19 protein-coding genes and 1 pseudogene are annotated in these 22,182 nt (G+C 70.5%); 9 read left to right on the top strand and 11 right to left on the bottom strand.

Features of this window, described 5'->3' with window-relative positions:
- Both ACZ5VQ_RS41200 and ctaC read right to left on the bottom strand, forming a co-directional pair.
- Window positions 1-203 (bottom strand): annotated as a pseudogene (locus ACZ5VQ_RS41200) (aa3-type cytochrome oxidase subunit I); the annotation flags it as partial.
- Window positions 200-1,159: an aa3-type cytochrome oxidase subunit II gene (ctaC, locus tag ACZ5VQ_RS41195; RefSeq protein WP_362086779.1), complete on the bottom strand. Its 960-nt coding sequence runs from the start codon at window positions 1,157-1,159 to the stop codon at window positions 200-202. The pseudogene ACZ5VQ_RS41200 and the gene ctaC, both read right to left, overlap by 4 nt.
- Before the next feature lie 429 nt (window positions 1,160-1,588).
- On the opposite strand from ctaC, the gene ACZ5VQ_RS41190 reads away from it, so the two are divergent.
- Window positions 1,589-2,977, top strand: a complete 1,389-nt coding sequence (locus ACZ5VQ_RS41190; RefSeq protein ID WP_469109474.1) for an aminotransferase class V-fold PLP-dependent enzyme — start codon at window positions 1,589-1,591, stop codon at window positions 2,975-2,977.
- Between the two features lie 166 nt (window positions 2,978-3,143).
- Here the strand turns inward: ACZ5VQ_RS41190 and ACZ5VQ_RS41185 are convergent, their stop codons facing one another.
- Window positions 3,144-4,118 (bottom strand): carbohydrate kinase family protein, encoded by a 975-nt coding sequence (locus tag ACZ5VQ_RS41185; protein ID WP_362086785.1) that lies wholly within the window; start codon window positions 4,116-4,118, stop codon window positions 3,144-3,146.
- A 133-nt stretch (window positions 4,119-4,251) separates the two neighbouring features.
- Here ACZ5VQ_RS41185 and ACZ5VQ_RS41180 point away from each other — a divergent pair, with 133 nt between their 5' ends.
- Both ACZ5VQ_RS41180 and ACZ5VQ_RS41175 read left to right on the top strand, forming a co-directional pair.
- The gene (locus ACZ5VQ_RS41180) at window positions 4,252-4,461 is read left to right on the top strand and encodes a hypothetical protein (RefSeq protein WP_469109473.1); all 210 of its coding nucleotides are present in this window, start codon (window positions 4,252-4,254) and stop codon (window positions 4,459-4,461) included.
- Between the two features lie 235 nt (window positions 4,462-4,696).
- Complete coding sequence (locus tag ACZ5VQ_RS41175; RefSeq protein ID WP_469109472.1) at window positions 4,697-6,259, top strand: hypothetical protein; 1,563 nt, start codon at window positions 4,697-4,699, stop codon at window positions 6,257-6,259.
- A gap of 161 nt (window positions 6,260-6,420) precedes the next feature.
- Here the strand turns inward: ACZ5VQ_RS41175 and ACZ5VQ_RS41170 are convergent, their stop codons facing one another.
- Window positions 6,421-6,777 (bottom strand): HesB/IscA family protein, encoded by a 357-nt coding sequence (locus ACZ5VQ_RS41170; protein WP_200398763.1) that lies wholly within the window; start codon window positions 6,775-6,777, stop codon window positions 6,421-6,423.
- A 351-nt stretch (window positions 6,778-7,128) separates the two neighbouring features.
- Between ACZ5VQ_RS41170 and nadA the strand changes: the two genes are divergently transcribed.
- Window positions 7,129-8,313 (top strand): quinolinate synthase NadA, encoded by a 1,185-nt coding sequence (nadA, locus tag ACZ5VQ_RS41165; protein ID WP_469109471.1) that lies wholly within the window; start codon window positions 7,129-7,131, stop codon window positions 8,311-8,313.
- Window positions 8,314-8,397: 84 nt separating this feature from the next.
- Here nadA and ACZ5VQ_RS41160 read toward each other — a convergent pair whose 3' ends face one another.
- The 5 genes from ACZ5VQ_RS41160 to ACZ5VQ_RS41140 form a co-directional block, all read right to left on the bottom strand.
- Window positions 8,398-11,517, bottom strand: coding sequence for an efflux RND transporter permease subunit (locus tag ACZ5VQ_RS41160; protein ID WP_469109470.1), 3,120 nt, complete (start codon window positions 11,515-11,517; stop codon window positions 8,398-8,400).
- Window positions 11,518-11,681: 164 nt separating this feature from the next.
- Window positions 11,682-12,365, bottom strand: a complete 684-nt coding sequence (locus tag ACZ5VQ_RS41155; RefSeq protein WP_189838320.1) for a response regulator transcription factor — start codon at window positions 12,363-12,365, stop codon at window positions 11,682-11,684.
- Window positions 12,362-13,672 carry a sensor histidine kinase gene (locus tag ACZ5VQ_RS41150; protein ID WP_469109469.1) on the bottom strand — a complete coding sequence of 437 codons (1,311 nt, stop codon included), beginning with the start codon at window positions 13,670-13,672 and terminating at the stop codon, window positions 12,362-12,364. Before ACZ5VQ_RS41150 ends, ACZ5VQ_RS41155 begins: the two co-directional genes overlap by 4 nt.
- Before the next feature lie 316 nt (window positions 13,673-13,988).
- A complete protein-coding gene (gene pspAA / locus ACZ5VQ_RS41145) occupies window positions 13,989-14,267 on the bottom strand; it encodes a PspA-associated protein PspAA (protein ID WP_143631130.1) in 279 nt (92 codons plus the stop codon).
- A gap of 40 nt (window positions 14,268-14,307) precedes the next feature.
- The gene (locus ACZ5VQ_RS41140; RefSeq protein ID WP_469109482.1) at window positions 14,308-15,102 is read right to left on the bottom strand and encodes a PspA/IM30 family protein; all 795 of its coding nucleotides are present in this window, start codon (window positions 15,100-15,102) and stop codon (window positions 14,308-14,310) included.
- Between the two features lie 278 nt (window positions 15,103-15,380).
- On the opposite strand from ACZ5VQ_RS41140, the gene ACZ5VQ_RS41135 reads away from it, so the two are divergent.
- The 3 genes from ACZ5VQ_RS41135 to ACZ5VQ_RS41125 all read left to right on the top strand — a co-directional run bounded on the left by ACZ5VQ_RS41135 (window position 15,381) and on the right by ACZ5VQ_RS41125 (window position 17,970).
- Window positions 15,381-16,004, top strand: a complete 624-nt coding sequence (locus ACZ5VQ_RS41135; protein WP_189838317.1) for a DUF3043 domain-containing protein — start codon at window positions 15,381-15,383, stop codon at window positions 16,002-16,004.
- 80 nt (window positions 16,005-16,084) lie between these two features.
- Window positions 16,085-16,789 (top strand): methyltransferase domain-containing protein, encoded by a 705-nt coding sequence (locus tag ACZ5VQ_RS41130; RefSeq protein ID WP_359854356.1) that lies wholly within the window; start codon window positions 16,085-16,087, stop codon window positions 16,787-16,789.
- Between the two features lie 62 nt (window positions 16,790-16,851).
- Window positions 16,852-17,970 carry a S1C family serine protease gene (locus ACZ5VQ_RS41125; protein ID WP_469109468.1) on the top strand — a complete coding sequence of 373 codons (1,119 nt, stop codon included), beginning with the start codon at window positions 16,852-16,854 and terminating at the stop codon, window positions 17,968-17,970.
- Window positions 17,971-18,081: 111 nt separating this feature from the next.
- On the opposite strand, the gene ACZ5VQ_RS41120 is transcribed toward ACZ5VQ_RS41125, so the two are convergent.
- On the bottom strand, window positions 18,082-18,294 hold the full coding sequence (locus ACZ5VQ_RS41120; protein WP_055618417.1) for a hypothetical protein: 213 nt from the start codon (window positions 18,292-18,294) through the stop codon (window positions 18,082-18,084).
- Between the two features lie 216 nt (window positions 18,295-18,510).
- Here ACZ5VQ_RS41120 and ACZ5VQ_RS41115 point away from each other — a divergent pair, with 216 nt between their 5' ends.
- The gene (locus ACZ5VQ_RS41115) at window positions 18,511-19,710 is read left to right on the top strand and encodes a bifunctional adenosylcobinamide kinase/adenosylcobinamide-phosphate guanylyltransferase (protein WP_469109467.1); all 1,200 of its coding nucleotides are present in this window, start codon (window positions 18,511-18,513) and stop codon (window positions 19,708-19,710) included.
- Here the strand turns inward: ACZ5VQ_RS41115 and ACZ5VQ_RS41110 are convergent.
- Window positions 19,707-20,867 carry a class I SAM-dependent methyltransferase gene (locus ACZ5VQ_RS41110; protein ID WP_469109466.1) on the bottom strand — a complete coding sequence of 387 codons (1,161 nt, stop codon included), beginning with the start codon at window positions 20,865-20,867 and terminating at the stop codon, window positions 19,707-19,709. The two genes, ACZ5VQ_RS41115 and ACZ5VQ_RS41110, sit on opposite strands and share 4 nt — an antisense overlap.
- A gap of 200 nt (window positions 20,868-21,067) precedes the next feature.
- On the opposite strand from ACZ5VQ_RS41110, the gene cobT reads away from it, so the two are divergent.
- Window positions 21,068-22,168: a nicotinate-nucleotide--dimethylbenzimidazole phosphoribosyltransferase gene (gene cobT, locus ACZ5VQ_RS41105; RefSeq protein ID WP_469109465.1), complete on the top strand. Its 1,101-nt coding sequence runs from the start codon at window positions 21,068-21,070 to the stop codon at window positions 22,166-22,168.
- The last annotated feature ends 14 nt before the right edge of the window (window positions 22,169-22,182 follow it).

Below are 22,182 nucleotides of genomic sequence, written 5' to 3'. Positions count from 1 at the left end.
GCGCGCATGAACAGCGCCATCACGCCACCGATGCAGAAGAACGCGAACGACGTGACCAGGTACAACGTACCGATCGTCTTGTGGTCAGTGGTGGTGAGCCACTTGATCACAACGTTGCCGGGCTGCTTGCGCCGTACCGGTAGCTCGTTCTCGTACGAGTCTTCGGCCGCGGCGGCACCCTGAGGTTCATTGAGGATGCTCACAGGTTGTTCGTCTCCCGGTTCTTCTCGTGGTCCGTCTGCTCGATACCGGCCGGGACGTAACCGGTCTGACCCTTCTCGGCGAGCTCCTTGAGGTGGGCCTCGTAGCGCTCGGGAGAGACGACCTTCACGTTGAACAGCATCCGGGAATGGTCGACACCGCAGAGCTCGGCGCACTTGCCCATGAAGGTGCCCTCCTTGTTGGGAGTCACCTGGAAGGAGTTGGTGTGGCCCGGGATGACGTCCTGCTTCATGAGGAACGGCACCACCCAGAAGGAGTGGATGACGTCACGCGAAGTGAGGACGAAGCGGACCGTCTTGCCCTTGGGAAGCCAGAGGGTCGGACCGGGGTTGCCGTTCTGCGGGTTCTTCGTGGCAGGCGTGCCGACGTCGTAGACGCCGCCGGCGTTCTCCGGGAACTGCTCCTTGAACCTGTCCGGAATCGCGTCGAGGTTCTTGTCGGTCTTCGCGTCACCGGTGGAGCCGTCGACGTTCTCGATGTAGTTGAAGCCCCAGCTCCACTGGAAGCCGACGACGTTGACCGTCACGTCGGGCTTCTTGTCGAGGCTGAGGAGCTTCGTCTCGTCGCGGGCCGTGAAGTAGAAGAGCACCGAGACGATGATGAGCGGGACCACCGTGTACAGCGCCTCGATGGGCATGTTGTACCGGGTCTGCGGAGGAACTTCGACCTTGGTGCGGCTGCGCCGGTGGAAGAACGCACTCCACAGGATCAGGCCCCAGACCAGCACGCCCGTGACGAGCGCCGCAGCCCACGAGCCCTGCCACAGGGAGAGGATCCGCGGAGCCTCTTCCGTGGTCGGGGTGGGCATACCAAGACGGGGAAAGTCCTTGTATGTGCAACCGGTGGCGGTCGCCAGGACCAGGCCCGCAGTCAGTGCCTGCAGCAGCTTCCGCCGCATCGGGCGCCGCGGCGAGCGGTCGGAGCCGTAGGGACTCACGTAGCGCCTTCCCGAGAGTCTCGCCCGCGCTGTTGGCTGCGGCCTTCTCGCTGGTCGGTCGCCGCCCTGCGTCGGGCAGGGGTTTGGATGTTTATGCGGAGCAAACCCTACTGGACGCTTTTTGGGGTCGCGCGGGGAGGGTCCCCAACGCGCCGCGGCTCACCCCGAAGGGGTGGAATGCGGGGCTCCGGGCCGTATGTGACGGCCCGTCGCGGGGCGCCTGTGGACTCGGGTGGTCCGGTTCGTCGGCGGGTGCGGGTGCGGTGCGGCTGGTCGTGCAGTGCCCCGCGCCCCTGCGCTTTGCCTTGAGAGGCGCGGGGCTGTGTCCATACCCGGCTCCGTCGCGTGGGCGCGACCAGCCGCCACAACCCGCAGCCGACGAACCGACCCAGCACGCCCCTACCCGACCAGACGGAATAGCGTGAGGTCGTGTCCTACTTCGACGCCGCATCCTCCGCCCCCCTCCACCCCGTGGCCCGCCAGGCCCTCCAGGCCTCCCTTGACGAGGGCTGGGCCGACCCGGCCCGTCTCTACCGGGAGGGACGGCGGGCGCGGCTCCTCCTGGACGCCGCCCGCGAGGCCGCCGCGGAGGCGATCGGCTGCCGCCCGGACGAGCTGGTGTTCACCACCTCCGGCACACGGGCGGTCCACACCGGGATCGCCGGCACGCTCGCGGGACGCCACCGCGTCGGACGCCACCTGATCGTGTCCGCGGTCGAACACTCTTCGGTGCTCCATTCGGCCGGGATGCACCGGGACCAGGGCGGCACGGTGTCCGAAGTGCCCGTTCTGCGCACGGGCATGGTCTCCCCCGACGCGTATGCCGAGGCCCTGCGCCCCGACACGGCGCTCGCCTGTCTCCAGTCCGCCAACCACGAGGTGGGTACGGAGCAGCCGGTGGCCGCCGTCGCCGAGGCGTGCCGCGCCGCGGGCGTCCCCCTTCTGGTGGACGCGGCCCAGTCGCTGGCCTGGGGGCAGGTCGAGGGCGGCTGGTCGGTGCTGACGGGCAGCGCCCACAAGTGGGGCGGGCCCGCCGGGGTCGGGCTGCTCGTCGTGCGCAAGGGGGTGCGGTACGCCTCTCAGGGCCCGGCCGACGAACGGGAGTCGGGGCGCGCTCCCGGCTTCGAGAACATCCCCGGGATCGTCGCCGCCGCGGCCTCACTGCGGGCCGTACGCGCGGAGGCGGCCACCGAGTCGGCCCGGCTGCGGGAGCTGACGGACCGGATCCGTGCGCGGGTGCCGGAACTGGTCCCGGACGTGGAGGTGGTGGGCGACCCGGTGCGCCGGCTCCCCCATCTCCTCACCTTCTCCTGTCTCTATGTCGACGGAGAGACACTGCTGCACGAGCTGGACCGCGAGGGTTTCTCGGTTTCGTCCGGATCGTCCTGTACGAGCAGCACGCTGACGCCGAGCCATGTCCTGAAGGCCATGGGCGTGCTGAGCGAGGGCAACGTCCGGGTGTCCCTCCCCCTCGGCACCCCGGCACAGGACGTGGAGCGCTTCCTGGACGTCCTGCCCCGCACGGTCGCGGCGGTCCGCGAGAAGCTGGGCGCCCCGGCGGGCGCCCCCGCCGTGACCGTCGCCCAGGACGACTCCCTCGTCGTGGACGCCCTCGGCAAGCGCTGCCCGATCCCGGTGATCGAACTCGCCAAGGTGATCACCGACGTCCCCGTCGGCGGCACGGTCCGCGTCCTCTCCGACGACGAGGCGGCCCGCCTGGACATCCCGGCATGGTGCGAGATGCGGAACCAGGAGTACGTAGGAGAGGAACCGACAGAGGGCGGAACGGCTTACGTGGTCCGCCGCAAGGCGCCGTAGGCGTCTCAGGTGCGCGGGGCCGCATCCATTTGCGACTCCCGCGCACCGGCGTCCTTCAGGGGCGCGGGGCTGTATCCATGTGCGGCTCCGCCGCGTGGGCGCGACCAGCCCCCACGCACCCGCAGACACAAACGACCCGACGCGCCCCGCCCAAAGGGCACCGGCACTAGGCCAGGTGCCCTTGGACCTCCGTCGCGGCGTCATGCCCGTACGCCTTCGTGAACCGGTCCAGGAAGTGCGACCGCCGCAACTGGTACTCCTGCGTCCCCTTGGTCTCGATGACGAGCGTCGCGAGCATGCAGCCCACCTGCGCGGCCCGCTCGTGCGAGACCCCCCAGGCCAGCCCCGACAGGAACCCGGCCCGGAAGGCGTCCCCGACCCCGGTGGGGTCGACCTTCGCCGTCTCCTCGGGCACACCGACCTCGATCGTGTCCGCCCCGACCCCCTCGATCCGCACACCGCGCGCCCCGAGGGTGGTCACCCGGTGGCCGACCCTCGAAAGGATCTCCGCGTCGCTCCAGCCGGTCTTGGACTCGATGAGCCCCTTCTCGTACTCGTTCGAGAAGAGGTACGTCGCGCCGTCGAGCAGCAGCCTGATCTCGTCGCCGTTCATGCGCGCGATCTGCTGGGAGAAGTCGGCGGCGAAGGGGATCGAGCGGGTCCGGCACTCCTCGGTGTGCCGGAGCATGCCCTCGGGGTCGTCCGCGCCGATCAGGACCAGGTCGAGTCCGCCCACACGGTCGGCGACCGCCTTGAGCTCGATGAGGCGGGCCTCGCTCATGGCGCCGGTGTAGAAGGAGCCGATCTGGTTGTGGTCGGCGTCCGTGGTGCAGACGAAGCGAGCGGTGTGCAGCACCTCGGAGATCCGTACGGACGCGGTGTCGACGCCGTGCCGGTCCAGCCAGGCGCGGTACTCGTCGAAGTCGGAGCCCGCCGCCCCGACCAGGATCGGCGAGGTGCCGAGCTGGCCCATGCCGAAGGCGATGTTCGCGCCCACGCCGCCCCGGCGTACGTCGAGATTGTCGACCAGGAAGGAGAGGGAGACCGTGTGCAGCTGATCCGCGACCAGCTGGTCGGCAAAGCGGCCGGGGAAGGTCATGAGGTGGTCTGTGGCGATGGAGCCCGAGACTGCGATACGCACGGCTAGGACACGCTCCTGCGAGGAGGGAGATTGACATCTAACGCTATCGGGTCGGCGCCGCGGCTTCGAAGCAGGCAAAACTACCCAATAGTAGGGCTTTTTTCGTAGGGCATGCGGTGCTTACGGTTCCGCTATGACGAACCTCAAGATCCATGGCGACGCTCCGCTCGATCTCGAAGGCGGTCTGGCCGAGCTGCGGGGCGACTGCGCCCGCATGGTCCCGCACTGGTCGGCTCCCGCCAGGGTCACCGCGCTTCCGGTGTCCCCGTCACTCATCCACGGCGTGACGGTCCCTCCGGCGTCTGCCCGTCTCCTGGACTCGATGTCGGACTACGGCGACTAGTCCACGCCCTGAAGGGGGCGCGGGGCTGTGACATCGTGCGACTCCGCCGCGCGGGCGCGACCTGCCACGGACGGCACGCAGTTTCAACCCGCTCCCCCCGGAGGGAACCGTGCGCTCCCCCGTCGCGTCCCATCGCCGTCCCCCGTAAAGGGGAGGCAGGATACGACCCTGCTGTGTCCTGACCCGGTCAGGGGCGGGTCTCATGGGACAGCGGTGCGGCAGAAGGAGCGATGCGGTGGACAGCGAGCGACCCGACAACGACGCGGCCGAGGCCGCCGACGAGGACAAGCCGCGCAGGCGGCATTCGCCGGTGGTCGTCGCCTCGGTCGCGGCCGCGGTGCTGCTCGCCGGGGGCGGCGGGGCGTACTTCGCCACGACCGCGTCCGGCGGCGGTGGAAGCAAGGACAGCTCCGGTACGCCGGGCGACGACAACCCGCCGCCGCTCGCCCTGGACGGCTACACCGAGGGCAGCGCGAAGGGCACGGGCGGCACGAACGGCATCGCGCCCGGCGAGCCCGACCCGAACGGCGCGACCTACCGCGCCGAGGGCGAACTCCCCGACGGCCCCTCCTCCGCGGCCGTCCACCGCGCGAAGGGCGAGGTCACCGCGGCCGAGGTGGCGAAGCTGGCCAAGGCCCTGGGCGTGGAGGGCACACCGAAGGCGGAGGGCGACGCCTGGCTGGTCGGCGCCACGAAGGACGGTTCCGGGCCGGGTCTGCGGGTCAGCAAGAAGGCACCCGGCACCTGGACGTTCAACCGCTTCGTGCCCGGCACCGACAACTGCAAGAGCACCACGGTGTGCGCGAGCGGGACGGCCAAGGGCGCCGAGACCGACGCCAGGGGCGCCGAGACCGAACCGGTGAGCGCGGCCGCGGCGAAGAAGGCCGCCGCGCCCGTCCTCAAGGCCGTCGGCCAGGACGACGCCAAGCTCGACGCGAGCCAGCTCATGGACGCCGTACGCGTGGTGAACGCGGACCCGGAGGTGGGCGGGCTGCCGACGTACGGCTGGGCGACCGGCCTCCAGATCGGCCCGGACGGCCAAGTGGTGGGCGGCAGCGGCCAGTTGAAGACCCCGGTGAAGAGCGACACGTACCCCGTCATCAGCGCCGAGAAGACGCTCGCCCTGCTGAACGGGTCCGGGACGGACGGCGGGCGCGTGGGGATCGGCGGGTGCGCGAGTCCCGTACCGCTGAAGGACAAGGACGAGAAGCCCTGCGAGACGTCGACCGTGGCGCCGAAGCCCGAGACCGTCGTCGTCGAGGACGCCGTGTTCGGTCTGGCCACGCACTTCGTGGACGGGCGGCAGGCGCTGGTGCCGTCCTGGCTCTTCGAGGTACGGCCCTCGGGGGCGGGCGCCGGCTTCACCGTCACGCATCCCGCGGTCGACCCGCGGTATCTGACCTCCCCGAAGCCTCCGGCCGACAGCCCGAGCGACGACCCGACGGTGGCTCCGAGCCCGCGGACGAGCGAGCCGGGCGGCGGGACGACGGGGGCGCCGAAGACCGAGACCCGGGATGTCCGTGTCGAGGGCTACAGCGCGGACGGCAAGGAACTGACCGTGCGCTTCACGGGCGGGGTGTGCAGTGACTACAAGGCCTCGGCGCAGGAGTCCGGCGGCAAGGTGACGGTCCGGGTGACCGAGACGCTGAAGACGGACCAGGTCTGCATCCTGATCGCCAAGGTCTTCCACGAGAAGGTCGAGCTCAAGGAATCGCTCGGGGAGCGGAAGGTCGTCGACACGGGCGGCAAGGCCGTACCGCTGGAGAAGGACCTGCCGAACCCGACCGGGACCCGGTAGCCGGGGACGCCCGGTCACCGGTACGCGGAGGACGCGCACCCGCCGGTACGCGAGAACCCGCTGATACGCGAAAGGCGGCGCCCTGTTGGAGGGGGCGCCGCCTTTCGTTGTCGTCCGGGACGACGGACCCGGCCGTCATCCGTCAAACGCAAGCAGCAGGCTTAGCTGAACGAGTCGCCGCAGGCGCAGGAACCCGTCGCGTTCGGGTTGTCGATCGTGAAGCCCTGCTTCTCGATGGTGTCCACGAAGTCGATGGAGGCGCCGCCCAGGTACGGAGCGCTCATGCGGTCGGTGACGACCTTCACGCTGCCGAACTCCTTGACGACATCGCCGTCGAGGGAGCGCTCGTCGAAGAAGAGCTGGTACCGCAGGCCGGAGCAGCCGCCGGGCTGAACGGCGACACGCAGCGCCAGATCGTCGCGGCCTTCCTGCTCCAGCAGGCCCTTGACCTTGGCCGCGGCGGCGTCCGACAGGAGGATGCCGTCGCTCACGGTGGTGGTCTCGTCCGATACGGACATCTGCTTCTCTCCCGGGTTGTACGGAGACTGCTTGCCGACGGTTGCAACCGGCGGAGCCGCGGATTCATTCCGCGCCGAGCGTTAAGTCTTTGGCTTCTCTCTTCATGCTCGCACACCCGCCCCGAAGCGGAAAACGGCCTGTGGACAACCACCGCACCGACCTCACCGATCACGCCGTGACCACCCCACCGACCACCGCACGGGATTCACGTCACATGGACGCTATGGGCATCGTCAAAGTGACGTGAAGCGGTTATGATAGATAACGTCATTTCGACGAAAAGGCTTGTTCTGCTTGATCGTTCCAGCCGGTCGATCCAAGCGGGCCGCAGAACAGAAAGGGTGCGTGTCGTGACCACCGCCCAGACCCAGGAGCTCGACGTACAGCCGACGCCCCTCGCCCTGCTGCTCCTCGGCCGTGAGGCCGACCCGAGGAGCGAGCGCGGCGTCGAATGTCCCGGTGACCTGCCCTCGCCGTCCGACCCGGACCTGGTCGAGCGCGCCCGCGCGGCCAAGGAGAAGCTCGGGAGCAAGGTCTTCGTCCTCGGCCACCACTATCAGCGCGACGAGGTCATCCAGTTCGCGGACGTCACGGGTGACTCCTTCAAGCTGGCCAAGGACGCCGCCGCGCGCCCCGAGGCCGAGTACATCGTGTTCTGCGGTGTGCACTTCATGGCCGAGTCGGCGGACATCCTGACCTCCGACGACCAGAAGGTCGTCCTGCCCGACCTGGCCGCCGGCTGCTCGATGGCCGACATGGCCACCGCCGAGCAGGTCGCCGAGTGCTGGGACGTGCTGACCGACGCCGGCATAGCCGAGCAGGTCGTGCCCGTCTCCTACATGAACTCCTCCGCGGACATCAAGGCGTTCACCGGCAAGCACGGGGGCACGATCTGCACGTCGTCCAATGCCCAGCGCGCCCTGGAGTGGGCCTTCGAACAGGGCGAGAAGGTCCTCTTCCTGCCCGACCAGCACCTGGGCCGCAACACGGCCGTCCGCGACATGGGGATGACTCTGGAGGACTGCGTCCTCTACAACCCCCACAAGCCGAACGGCGGGCTCACGGCGGAGCAGCTCCGCGACGCCAAGATGATCCTGTGGCGGGGTCACTGCTCGGTGCACGGCCGTTTCTCCGTCGACTCGGTCAACGACGTGCGCGCCCGGATCCCCGGTGTGAACGTCCTGGTGCATCCCGAGTGCAAGCACGAGGTCGTCGAGGCGGCCGACTACGTGGGTTCCACGGAGTACATCATCAAGGCCCTGGAGGCGGCTCCGGCCGGTTCCAAGTGGGCGATCGGCACGGAGCTGAATCTCGTACGGCGGCTGGCGAACCGTTTCGCGAGCGAGGACAAGGAGGTCGTCTTCCTCGACAAGACGGTCTGCTTCTGCTCGACCATGAACCGTATCGACCTGCCCCACCTGGTCTGGACCCTGGAGTCCCTGGCCGAGGGCAACCTCGTCAACCGCATCGAGGTGGACCGGGAGACCGAGCAGTTCGCGAAGCTGGCCCTTGAGCGGATGCTGGCGTTGCCGTAAAGCCAAAAGACCGCGCAGTTCCCCGCGCCCCTTTTCAGGGGCGCGGGGAACTGCGCAACGGGGGTTCGGGGGCGGAGCCCCCACCTACACCCCCACGGGCTCAGGCTTGTCAGAGGAGTCGGAGGCCTCGGCCTTCTCCCCCCGCTTCGCCGCCTTCTTCTTCGCGCGGCGCTCCTTGCGGAGTTCGACCATCGCGTAGAGCGTCGGCACCAGGAGCAGGGTGAGCAGCGTCGACGTGATCAGACCGCCGATCACCACCACCGCCAGCGGCTGGGCGATGAAGCCGCCCTCGCCGGTGATGCCGAGCGCCATGGGCAGCAGCGCGAAGATGGTCGCCAGGGCCGTCATGAGGATCGGGCGGAGGCGGTGCCTGCCGCCTTCCACCACGGCCTCGACAACCCCGTAGCCCTGCTTGCGGTACTGGTTGATCAGGTCGATCAGCACGATCGCGTTGGTGACGACGATGCCGATGAGCATCAGCATGCCGATCATCGACGGCACACCCATCGGCGTACCGGTGATGATCAGCAGACCGATCGCACCCGTCGCCGCGAACGGGATCGAGACGAGCAGGATCAGCGGCTGGATCAGCGACCGGAAGGTCGCGACCAGCAGCATGAACACGATCGCGATCGCCGCGAGCATCGCGAGGCCGAGGGACGCGAACGCGTCGTCCTGGTCCTCGGACACACCGCCGATGGCGGCCGTGGCACCGGCCGGCAGCTTCAGCTTGTCGAGCTCGGCCGTGAGGTCGGCACTGACCGCGCCCGTGTTGTCACCGGTCGGCTTCGCCGTGATGGTGGCGGCGCGCTGACCGTCGATACGGGTCATCGAGACCGGCCCGTCGACCAGCTTCACCGTCGCGATGTCACCGAGCTTCACGGACCCGAGGCTGAGGCTCCTCAGCTCGGACAGCGTCTCGGCCGGCTTCGCCGACTTGATGACGACGTCGCGCTCGGTGTCGTCCAGGATCGCCTTGCCGCTGGTGGTGCCGCGCACCGCCTGGGCGACGGCCGCACCGAGGGTCGTGTCGTTGAACCCGGCCGCGGCGGCCTTGTCGTTGGCCCTGACCGAGATCCGCGGCACGGACTGGGCGAGGTCGCTGGTGACGTCGGTGACGTCGTCGAGCCCGGCGACCGCGTCGCGGACCTCCTCGGCGGCCTCGCGCAGTACGGCGGCGTCGGCGGACTTCACCACGACGCTCAGGTCCTGGCTGCCGAAGCCGTCACCGGCCGCGACCGTCGTCGTACCGATCCCGGAGAGCTTGCCGAGCCCCTCCTCGATCCCGTCCTGGACGTCGTCGAAGGAGGCCGAGTCGGCGACCTTGACGGTGTAGGAGGCCTGGTTGGTGTCCGTGCCCCCGCCGAACGCGGCCATGAAGCCGGAGGAGCCGACCGTGACCTGGTAGTCCTCGACGCCCTTGACGCCGTCGAGCATCTTCTCGACCTTCTTGGCCTCGGCGTCGGTCGCCGCCAGGCTGGTGCCGGGCTTCAACTCCTGCTTGACCGTGATGACTTCCTGCTCACCCTGGTCGAAGAAGTTCGTCTTCAGCAGCGGCGTCATACCGAACGTGCCGACGAGGACCACCACGGCGATCGCCACGCTGGTGAGGCGGCGGCGGGTCGCGAAGCGCAGCACGGGCACGTAGAGACGCTGGAGACGGCTGCGCGCCTCCTTCTCCTCGGCCTTGCGGCGCGCCTCCTCCGGGTCGATGCCGCGCACGTCCTTGGGCGCACGCAGGAACCAGTACGAGAGCACCGGTACGACCGTCAGCGAGACGAGCAGCGAGGCCAGCAGGGCCGCCGTGACGGTGAGGGAGAACGAGCCGAAGAGCTCGCCGACCATGCCGCCGGTCAGACCGATGGGCAGGAACACCGCGACCGTGGTGAGCGTCGAGGAGGTGACCGCGCCCGCGACCTCGCGTACGGCCTTGAGGATCGCCTCCTGGCGCTCCTCGCCGTAGCCGAGGTGCCGCTTGATGTTCTCCAGCACCACGATCGAGTCGTCGACGACCCGGCCGATGGCTATGGTCAGGGCGCCCAGCGTGAGGATGTTGAGCGACTCGCTGCGCGTCCACAGCACGATCAGCGCGAGGACGACCGACAGCGGGATGGAGACCGCGGTGACCAGCGTCGAGCGGATCGACGCCAGGAAGACCAGGATGACCAGGACCGCGAAGAGCAGACCGAGTGCGCCCTCGGTGGTCAGGCCCTTGATGGACTTGGAGACGGCCGGGCCCTGGTCGCTGACGACGGTCAGCGTCGCGCCGGAGCCGAGGTCCTTGCGCAGGCCGGGCAGCTTGTCCTGGACCGCGTCGGAGACCGCGACCGCGCTGCCGTCGTGGTCCATGGTGACGGAGACGGCGAGGCTGGGCTTGCCGTCGGTGCGGGTGATGGAGTCCGCCCTGGCGGGCTCCTCCTCGACGGTGGCGATGTCACCGAGGCGTACGGGCTTCTTGACGCCCTCGCCGGTGACCATCAGGTCCTGGATCTGTTTGAGCGAGGTGAAGCCGCCGCCGACCTGGACCGTGCGGTTGCTGCCGTCCTCGTCGAAGGAGCCGGCGGGGAGGGTCGCGCCGCCCGCCTGGAGGGCCTGGCCGAGCGCGGCCGTGTTCAGCCCGGCCTTCGCGAGCTTCGCGTCGTCGGGCGTGACCGAGACCTGGAGGTCCTGTACGCCGTCGACGGTGACCTGGCCGACGCCGTCGATGTCCTTCAGCGCGGGGACGACTGTGCGGTCGAGCTGGTCCGAGAGGGCCTGCTGGTCCTTGTCGGAGGTGACCGCGAGGACCACGGTCGGGATGTCGTCGGTGGAACCGGCGACGACCTGCGGGTCCACGTCGTCGGGGAGTTGCACACGGGCGCGGTTCACGGCCTGCTGGACGTCGGCGACGATCCGGGCGGAGTCGTTGCCGTAGTCGAAGGAGGCCATGATCAGGGCGTTGCCCTCGCTGGCCGTGGAGGTGACGCCGGAGATCCCGTCGACCGCTTCGAGGTTGTCCTCGATGGGCTCGACGACCTGCTTCTCGACCACGTCGGGGGACGCGCCCTGGTACGGCGCGATCACCGACACCATGGGCAGTTCGATGGTGGGCAGCAGCTGCTGCTTGAGCTGCGGGATCGCTATCGCCCCGAAGACCAGGGCGATGATCGACATCAGCCCGATGAGGGCACGTTGGGCGAGGCTGAAGCGGGACAGCCAGGACATGGGTGACGGGTCTCTCTTCTGTGGCTTGAGTCTCTGGAGCGGCAGAATGGGCTCATGTGAGCGTCTGCCTATCACTCTGAGCCATGGCCGGGGCCCCGACCGTCGCCCCCAGGTCCCGTTCCTTATGCGGCGCATACCGCGCCCGCAGTACGTGCGGGTGGAGCTCACTCCACCCTTGGGCGTACCAGTCCGGACTCGTACGCGATGACCACCAGCTGTGCCCGGTCGCGGGCTCCCAGCTTGGCCATGGCACGGTTGACGTGCGTCTTCACCGTGAGCGGGCTGACCGTGAGGCGCTCGGCGATCTCGTCGTTGGAGTGCCCGCCGGCGACCTGGACGAGGACCTCGCGTTCGCGGACGGTGAGCGCTTCGAGGCGTTCGGCGCGGCCGGGGTCCCGGTCGTCGTCATCGCCGTCACCCTGGGCGAGGAACTTGGCGATCAGCCCCTTGGTGGCGGCCGGCGACAGCAGCGCCTCGCCGCCCGCCGCGATCCGGATCGCGTTGAGCAGTTCGTCCGGCTCGGAGCCCTTGCCGAGGAACCCGGAGGCTCCGGCGCGCAGCGACTGCACCACGTACTCGTCGACCTCGAAGGTCGTCAGCATGACGACCCGCACGTGGGCGAGGCCCGGGTCGGCGCTGATGAGCCGTGTCGCGGCGAGACCGTCGGTGCCGGGCATGCGGATGTCCATGAGCACGACGTCGGCCCGCTCGTCACGGGCCAGCCGCACGGCCTCCGCCCCGTCCGAGGCCTCTCCCACGACCTCCATGTCGGGCTCGGAGTCGACCAGCACGCGGAACGCGCTGCGCAGCAGTGCCTGGTCGTCGGCGAGCAGGACGCGGATGGTCATGCGGGGTCCCCCGTGGGTGCCGTGGTCGAGGCCGCCGGTCTGGATGCCGGTGCGGGTGCGGGTGCAGGTGCGGGTGCCGCCGCGGTGGACGCGGTGCTTCCGGTGCGGCTCTTGACCGGCAGGATCGCATGGACCCGGAAGCCGCCTCCGTATCGGGGTCCGGCGGTGCAGACGCCGCTCAGCGCGGTGACCCGCTCGCGCATGCCGAGCAGTCCGTGGCCGCCGTTCTCCTCAAGACGGGCCTCCGCGTCGTCGCCCGGCCCGTTGTCGAGGACGGTGATCTCCACGTTCGGTCCCACGCGTACGACGCTGACCTCGGCCTTCGCTTCGGGGCCCGCGTGCTTCTGCACATTGGTGAGGGCTTCCTGGATGACGCGGTACGCGGCCAGGTCGACGGCGGCGGGGAGGGTGGTGCCGTGGTCGGTGCGGGCCACCTCCACGGGCAGGCCCGCGCTGCGGAAGGTGCCGACGAGTTCTTCGAGGCGGTGCAGGCCCGGGGCCGGTTCGGTGGGCGCCTCGGGGTCGCCGGACTGTCTCAGCAGGCCGACCGTGGCGCGGAGTTCGTTGAGCGCGGAGCGGCTGGCCTCGCGGACGTGGGCGAGGGCTTCCTTGGCCTGGTCGGGGCGCTTGTCCATGATGTGCGCGGCCACTCCGGCCTGCACGTTGACGAGGGCGATGTGGTGGGCTACGACGTCGTGCAGGTCGCGGGCGATACGGAGGCGTTCCTCGGCGACGCGGCGGCGGGCCTCCTCCTCGCGGGTGCGCTCGGCGCGCTCGGCTCGTTCGCGTATGGCGTGCACGAAGGCGCGGCGGCTGCGGACCGCGTCGCCCGCGGCTGCGGCCATGCCGGTCCAGGCGAAGATGCCGAGGTTCTCCTGTGCGTACCAGGGCAGAGGGCCTGCGAGCATGGCGATGCCGGTCAGGACCGTCATGGTGAGGAGGCCCACGCGCCAGGTGGTGGGCCGGTCGGTCGCCGACGCCACCGTGTAGAGGGCGACGACGGCGGACATCACCACGGGGGCCCTGGGGTCGCCCGTCACGAACTCCACGACCGACAGGGCGCTCGTCGCGGCGAGGACCCTCAGGGGGTGGCCGCGGCGGAAGACCAGGGCGGTCGCGGCCAGCAGTATGAGGGTGAGGCTGAGGAGGTCCGGGGTGCGGGTGCCCCAGTCCGGGCCTCCGTGTCTGCCGTTCGGCTCCGCGAACGAGCCGACGACCATGCAGGCGAGGACCGCTGCCGCGAGGGCGCCGTCCACCACCAGCGGGTATGCCCGCAGGCGGGTCCGGGCGCGCTCCAGTGTGCTCACGATTGTTTACGGTACGGGGCCCTTGCAGGGGGCGGAACTGGTGCCACCGGTAATCGGGCCGGGTCCCATGTTTTTCGCCCCCGCCGCCCCTACCCATTCCCGTCCCTTACTCAGGGGCTCCGCCCCCGAACCCCCGCTCCTCAAACGCCGGAGGGGCTGAAGATTCGGACGCCGGAGGGGCTGAAGATTTCGCAGCCCGGGCCGACACACTCAGCCCGTCCGGCGTTTGAGGACGAGCGCGTTCAGCGCGATACGGGGGTCTGGGGGCGCAGCCCCCAGGGACGGGACGGGTAGGGGCGGCGGGGGCGAAAAAAGGTCAGCCGGGGATCAAGCCGTCGTCGTTGAGCATCTCTCGGACCTCGGAGAGGGTTGCGTCCGGGGACGGGAGGATCAGTTCGGAGGGTTCGAGGGCGGCGTCGGGAAGTGGCGCGCCCAGGCGGCGGACCGCGTCGAGGAGCGCCCCCAGCGTGCGCCGGAAGCCCTCCTCGTCACCGGACTCCATCTCCGCGAGGAGTTCGTCGTCCAGCTTGTTCAGTTCGGTGAGGTGGCCGTCGTCCAGCCTCACCTGTCCCTCCCCCATGATCCGTACGATCATGACGCCCTCCTCGGCGTGGGACTACTGCCTGCGGCTGCTGCTACTGCTTGTCGAAGCGCGGGGTGTCCTGCGGCTTCTGCTGGGACTGAGTCTGGTCCTTGCCGCCCTCGATCGCCTGCTGGGAGGAGGAACCGCCGGACAGCTCGGCCTTCATGCGCTGGAGCTCAAGCTCCACGTCCGTGCCGCCGGAGAGCCGGTCGAGCTCGGTCTGGATGTCGTCCTTGGCGAGCCCGGAGGAGTCGTCGAGGGCGCCGGAGGCGAGCAGCTCGTCGATGGCACCGGCGCGCGCCTGGAGCTGCGCGGTCTTGTCCTCGGCCCGCTGGATGGCCATGCCGACGTCGCCCATCTCCTCGGAGATGCCCGAGAAGGCCTCGCCGATGCGGGTCTGCGCCTGGGCGGCCGTGTACGTCGCCTTGATCGTTTCCTTCTTGGTCCGGAAGGCGTCGACCTTGGCCTGGAGCCGCTGCGCCGCGAGGGTGAGCTTCTCCTCCTCGCCCTGGAGGGTCTGGTGCTGCGTCTCCAGGTCGGTGACCTGCTGCTGGAGCGCGGCACGGCGCGACAGCGCCTCACGGGCCAGGTCCTCCCGGCCGAGCGCGAGTGCCTTGCGGCCCTGGTCCTCCAGCTTGGAGGACTGGCTCTGGAGCTGGTTCAGCTGCAGCTCCAGGCGCTTTCGGGAGGTCGCCACATCGGCGACTCCCCGGCGCACCTTCTGCAGCAGCTCCAGCTGCTTCTGGTACGAGTAGTCGAGGGTTTCGCGCGGGTCCTCGGCCCGGTCAAGGGCCTTGTTCGCCTTCGCGCGGAAGATCATCCCCATACGCTTCATGACACCGCTCATGGGCTTCGCGCGCCCCCTTCTGACGGACTCCAGCTCCAGCGACTGCAACAGAACCCACAGTACGGGCCCTGCATCCATTACCGCACTGTTCGGGGACGGATGCGCTCATCCCCAAGGACGACTGTGAATGATCTTGCTCCGGCGTAGGGAGTAGGTGTCCCCCGGGGTTCGTCCCGGGGTCGGCCGGGAGAACCGTAGGCAGCCACCCCTTTTCGGGCCCCTCTGTCCCCCTACAGACGACCGGTGTTGCCGGATCGTTCCCCACTCGGCTGCCGTCCATGCCTCCGTACCCCTTACCCTTGGGTTTTGTGTTCCGTAGCCGTGCCAAGGATGAGAAGGCCCCCGCCGACAAGGCGCTGACCGACTCCACTCAGCCCCGTGACCCGCAGGCCCCCAAGGGTCGGCCCACGCCCAAGCGCAGTGAGGCCCAGTCCCAGCGCCGAAGCGTGGCCAATACGCCGACGACGCGCAAGGAGGCCGCAAAGCGGCAGCGTGACGATCGCCGTACCCAGATGGCGAAGCAGCGCGAGGCGCTGGCCAGTGGGGACGAGCGCTATCTGCCCGCCCGTGACAAGGGTCCCGTGCGCAAGTTCGCGCGCGACTTCATCGACTCGCGGTTCTGCATCGCCGAGTTCTTCCTGCCGCTGGCGGTGATCATCCTCGTCCTGAGCATGGTCCAGATCGCCCAGCTGCAGAACGTGGCGCTGCTGCTGTGGCTCTTCGTGATCGTGATGATCGTGGTCGACTCGATCGGTATCGCGATCCGCATGAAGAAGCAGCTGAACGCGCGCTTCCCGGACGAGCCCAAGCGCGGCGCGGTCGCGTACGCACTGATGCGCAGCCTCCAGATGCGTCGCCTCCGGCTGCCGAAGCCGCAGGTCAAGCGCGGAGAGCGGCCCTGAGCGCGGCATCTTTCGCGGGGGGCGCGGCCGATGCCTGGCTGAGCAAGCTGGGCGGCCTGCGTGATGTCGTACGGCAGGAACTGGTCGCCCGGCAGCTCGACGAGCAGATAGCCGGGCGGTTCCCCGTGGGGCAGCGGCTGCGCGTGCTCGACGTGGGCATGGGCCAGGGCACGCAGGCGCTGCGGCTGGCCCGGGCCGGGCATCAGGTCACGGGGGTCGAGCAGGACTCCACGATGATCGCCGTCGCGCGTGAGAGCCTCGCCGCCGAGCCCGAGGGGATCCGCAGCCGCGTGCGGCTCGTCGAGAGCGACGGGCGCGACACCGGCGTCCACTTCCTGCCGGGCAGCTTCGACGTGGTGCTGTGCCACGGCGTGCTGATGTACGTCGAGGAGCCCGACCCCCTCCTCGCCGGGCTCGCCCGGATGCTGGCCCCCGGCGGCCTGCTCTCCCTGCTCGTGCGGAACGCCGACGCGCTGGCCATGCGGCCGGGGCTGGCCGGCGACTGGGCGGGCACCCTGGCGTCCTTCGACACCAGCGCGTACACGAACCGGCTCGGACTCGACGTACGGGCCGACCGGCTCGACGCGCTCACCGGCACACTCGCCGGGATCGGGGCACCGCTGCACGCCTGGTACGGGGTGCGGGTCTTCACGGACACCGCGGCGGACGACGCGACCGTCCCCGACGACGTGGAGACGCTGCTGGCCGCCGAGGAGCGGGCCGGGCGGACGGATCCGTACCGCCGGGTGGCGGCCCTGCTTCACCTGTGCGGCGTACGGGGCTGAGAACCCCCTGTTCGGCCCCGCACCGCAGGCCGGACCCACCGCCCCGAGGCAAGACTCGGGGCATGGATGATGCGTCGCTTGCCCGTACCCGTACCCGTACCCGTCGCCGCCCCCATCCCCGTAGCCGCGTCCTTGCCTGGGCCCTTCCCGTGATCGTCGGCTGCTGTGTGGTCCTGCTCGGCGGGTGTTCCGGCGGTGGGGCGTCGACCGGGGCCGAGCGGGGCACCGAGGCCGCCCGGGCCGCCGCTCCCCGGGCCGCGAACGATCTGCAGGACGCCTACCAGAAGGTGATCAAGGACGTCCTGCCGTCGGTCGTGCAGATCCGGGCGACCAGTGATCTGGGCTCCGGGGTCGTGTACGACGACAAGGGGCACATCGTCACGAACGCGCATGTGGTCGGGGACGAGAAAACCTTCGAAGTGACGACGGCCAACAGCGAGGACGAGTTGACCGCCAAGCTCGTCTACACGTACCCGCAGCAGGATCTCGCGGTCGTCAAACTGGACCGGAAGCCGAAGGGGCTGAGGGCGGCCGCGTTCGGGGACTCCTCGAAGGTGGACGTCGGCCAGATCGTGCTGGCGATGGGTTCACCGCTCGGGCTGTCGTCCAGCGTCACCCAGGGCATCGTGTCGGCGACCGGACGCACCGTCAGCGAGGGCAGTACGGACGGCGGCACGGGCGCCACCATCGCCAACATGGTGCAGACGTCGGCCGCGATCAACCCGGGCAACAGCGGTGGCGCGCTCGTCGACCTCGACGGGCAGGTCATCGGCATCCCGACGCTCGCCGCGACCGATCCCGGCATGGGCGAGGGCGCGGCGGCGGGCATCGGCTTCGCGATTCCCGCGTCGATGGTGCGCACGGTCGCCGACCAGATCGTCGAGGACGGCAGGGTCACCGATTCGGGGCGGGCCGCGCTCGGCATCACCGCCCGGACGGTGGTGGGCGCCGACTACCAGCCCGCCGGGGTCGCGGTGGTCGAGGTCAAGGACGGCGGTGCGGCCGCGAACGCGGGGATCGAGCGCGGGGACGTCATCACCGGGCTGGGTGACACCGGGATCACCACGATCACCTCGCTCTCCGAGGCGCTCGCGGACCGGAAGCCGGGCGGGAAGGTGCGGGTGACGTACACACGGGACGGTGACGAGAAGAGCGCCGAGGTGACGCTCGGCGAGCAGTGACCCGGCGGTGGCCGGCCGTGTCACGGCCTTCGGCGGGTGGTGAGGGTGGGCGGCGCAGGGGCCGCGGTCGTTCGTACGGCCGCGGCCCTCACGCGTATGGGCTACGGCGGCCTAGGAAGCCTCTGCGTGCAGGCTCATCGGGCCGTAGATCTCCGTGGCGTCCTCGGAGAGCCGGACCTGGTCCGCCCCCGCCTCGGCCAGCGCCTTCCAGTGTTCGCCGAGCCAGGACTCCGCGTCGCCCTGGGTGGTGAACTCCTCGGGCTGGACCGCGGGCTGGACTTCCGTCCCGTCGGCCTTCTCGAACCGCCACGTCCATGCCGCCATGTCAGCCTCCCAAAGTTCCCAGCAAGATCGGGCTCTTGCCCGAAGCCTAGGTGTTCTGTTGGTTGTCCGGTGTTCAAAGGTGCAGGTCGAGAACTGTCGTGTGCCATCTGCGGGTTGTCTTGGGCTGGTCGCGCAGTTCCCCGCGCCCCTTCAGGACGCGCTCCCGTGTACCCCCCTGACGGGCACAAGCCGTGTTGACGCGGGAAAATCAGATCCGTGGAAGTGACTTTGCTTGGTACTGGTGGGCCTGCGGGACTGCCTCGGCCCGATTGCCCCTGTGCTGCTTGTGCGGTGGCGCTGGGTGTGGATGCCCGGGCGGCTGCCGCTCTGCTGGTGGACGGGGCGTTGTTGCTGGATCTGACGCCCGGGGCGGCCTTTGCCGCGGCTCGGGCCGGGCGGTCGTTGGGCGGGGTGCGGCAGGTGTTGCTGTCGCATCCGCACAACGGGCCCGCGGTGGAGGTGCCGGCGGGGCTGCCGCAGCCGGGGCGGGTGCCGGACGGTCGGGAGCTGGCGCTGCTGACGGGGCATCGGGTGCGGGCTGTGCCGATGGACGCGCCGGGCACCGGGTACGCGGTGACGGGGCCCGACGGGCAGCGGCTGCTGTATCTGCCGCCGGGCGCGGCGCCCGCGGGGCTTGAGGAGGCGGCCGGGGCGTACGACATGGTGGTCGCCGATGTCGTCGGGCGGCCGGACGCGCTGGCCCGGCTGCGGGTGGCGGGGGCCGTCGGGCCGGCCACGGACGTGATCGCGGTGCACCTCGACCACGACGTGCCGCCCGGCCGGGAGCTGGGGCGGCGGCTCGCGGCGGCGGGAGCACGGGCGGTGCCGGACGGTACGACGCTGCCCGTGGGGGTGTACGAGGACGTGCCCGACGTGCCCCGGCGGACTCTCGTGCTCGGCGGGGCCCGGTCCGGGAAGTCGGTGGAGGCCGAGCGGCGTCTGGAGGCCTTCCCGGACGTGCTGTACGTGGCGACCGGCGGGACGCGGAACGGGGACGGCGAGTGGGCCGCCCGCGTGCACGCCCATCGTGAGCGGCGGCCCGGCTCCTGGCGTACCGCCGAGACCTGTGACCTCGTACCCCTGTTGAAGGACGACGGGGCGCCGCTGCTCGTCGACTGTCTGTCGTTGTGGCTGACGGACGCGATGGACTCGGTGAACGCGTGGGACGACGACGAGTGGGGCGGTGGCGGCGAGCGCGCGCTGCGGGCCCGGGTGGAGGAGCTGACGGCCGCCGTCCGCGAGACCCGCCGCACGGTGGTCGCCGTCTCCAACGAAGTCGGCTCCGGCATCGTCCCCGCCACCCCCTCCGGCCGCCGCTACCGCGACGAACTCGGCCGCCTCAATGCGGCGTTCGCGACCGAGTGCGAGCACGTGCTGCTGGTGGTGGCGGGGCAGGCTCTCACCCTGAAGGGCTAGGCGGCCGACGGGCGGGGAGTGTGCCTGCCTGCCGTCTTGCGGGCGATGATCCGGTACGCGTTCGAGAAGCGGGTGCGGCGCAGCAGCGGGGCCAGGACGTGGTCCAGGGCGAAGGCGGAGGCCAGCAGCGGGGTGGTGGCCCGGGTCAGGGCCGTACGAAGGGTGCGCTGGAGGTCGGTCGGCGGGCTCGGGCGCCAGGGCTCGTCGCCGCCCGGCAGCCGGTTGCCGATCGCGAGCGCGAGGGCGCCCGTCAGGTCGTACGGGATGTGCGGTTCGCGGCGGTCGGTGGAGACGACCGTGCAGCCGAGCTCGTCGAGTTCGTCGAGCAGGTTGCGCAGCGGCATGAGGTGGAGGTGCTGCGGCTGGCAGTAGGACACCCACCACTTGCCGAGCAGCGCCCCGAACGCGCAGTCCGGGTCCGGGACTTCGACGAGCAGATGCCCACCGGGACGCAGTACGGCGAGCGCGGCGCGCAGTTCCTCGCGCGGGTCGGGGCTGTGCTCCAGGTGGTGGAACATGCTGACCACGTCGTAGCGGGCGCGCAGCCGGTCGACCAGGTCGGGCAGCCGGCCGTGGTGGGCCTCCTCGACCCGGCCCGCCGTCCGCGCCTGCTCGACGCGCGAGGTGGGGTCGAGCCCGTCGAAGGACGTGTACGTGTACAACTCCTTGGCCGCCGCCGGGAAGTGGCCGTGGCCGGTGCCGACGTCCAGCCAGCTCTCGGGCTCCGGGTACGGGAGCATCGCGCGGGCGGCGGCCTCGTGGCGTCTGCGTCCGGCTCGGGCCCGCAGGATCCGCTCGGCGAAGCCCTCGTGGGTGTCGTGGTGCTCGTGGCTCTCGTAGAAGTCCCGGTAGTAGAAGGCCAGGCCCTCGGCGGTGAGGCGGGGGTTCTGGAAGGCGTGGGCGCAGTCCTCGCACTCGTCGACGACGAAGGTGCCGGGCTTGTGCTGGAGCAGGTCCGGGGTGCGCAGGCGGGTGCGCAGCCGCCGGGAACCGCACCAGGGGCAGTCGGGCCGGCGGGGCTCGTGGAAGTGGTCGGTGCCCTGGGCGAGTTCGCTGAGATACGCGGCGCGGCGACGGGCGAAGGTCTGCTGGGCGGAGGGTGTTGCGGGTGCGGGAGGTGTTGCAGGTGTGGGGGGTGTTGCGGGTGTGGGGGGCATGGTCTGTCTGCTCCTGCCGGTCCGACGCGGTACGACCCTGTAGAGGCTGATATGAGCTACTACCGGTCGATACAAACCGGTATGACAATCCACTGCAAACCGGAACGTATGGGATAGCGATCCTCGATGCAACGACCCGGTGCAGCGCACTGACCGACCGTCAGGAGACCGGCCCGATCACTGGCGGTACTGTTCGGCGAATGAGCTCGCTTAATCTCGACGACTTCACCGATCTGATCGAGCGCCCCGACGGCGGTGTGCGCCGTGACGCCGAGGCGCGCCGGGAGCGGCAGGTCGTGCCGCCCGGGGCCCTGGGACGCCTCGACGACCTCGGTGAGTGGCTGGCGGCCGCGCAGGCGGCCGTTCCGGTGCGGGCGATCGAGCGTCCGCGTGTGGTGCTGTTCGCGGGTGACCACGGGGTCGCCGGACTTGGGGTGTCGGCGCGGCCCGCGGGGGGCGCGGACGAGCTGGTGCGCGCCGTGCTCGACGGTTCGAGCCCCGTCTCGGTGCTGGCCCGGCGGCTCGGGGTGCCGGTGCGCGTGGTGGACATGGCTCTCGACTGCGAGCCGGAGGGCCTGCCCGACGAGGTCGTACGGCATCGGGTGCGGCGCGGCTCCGGGCGGATCGACGTGGAGGACGCGCTGACCCTGGAGGAGGCGGAGGCCGCCTTCCTCGCGGGGGTCGCGGTCGCGGACGAGGAGGCGGACTCCGGGACCGATCTCGTCGTCCTCGGGGACGTGAGTGTCGGAGGGACCACCGCCGCTGCCGTGCTGATCGCGGCGCTCTGCGGTACCGACGCGTCGGTCGTCACCGGGCGCGGGGGGCGGGCCATCGACGACCTCGCCTGGATGCGGAAGTGCGCGGCGGTGCGGGATGCGCTGCGGCGGGCCCGGCCCGTTCTCGGCGATCAGCTGCAACTGCTCGCGGCGGTGGGCGGGGCGGATCTTGCCGCGATCACCGGGTTCCTGTTGCAGAGTGCCGCACGGAAGACTCCCGTGATCCTCGACGGGGTCGTGTCCGCGGCCTGTGCGCTGGTCGGGCAGCGGGTCGCCTTCCGGGCGCCGGACTGGTGGCTGGCCGGGCAGACCAGCGGTGAGCCGGCCCAGGCGAAGGCGTTCGATCGGATGGCGCTGGAGCCGCTGCTCGACCATGGGGTGACTGTTGGGGAGGGGGCGGGGGCGTTGCTTGCCCTGCCTCTGGTGCAGGCCGCGGCGGCGTTGGCAGCGGAGCTGCCCGAGAGCCCGGAGAGCCCGGAGAGCCCGGAGGGCCCCGAGGACCCCGAGGACCCCGAGAAGGAATAGCGGCTTGGGGTCGG

The sequence above is a fragment of the Streptomyces sp. NPDC033178 genome (assembly GCF_055577685.1).
Note: the sequence above shows the minus strand (reverse complement) of the source record. Positions and strands in the feature narration are given on the sequence as shown.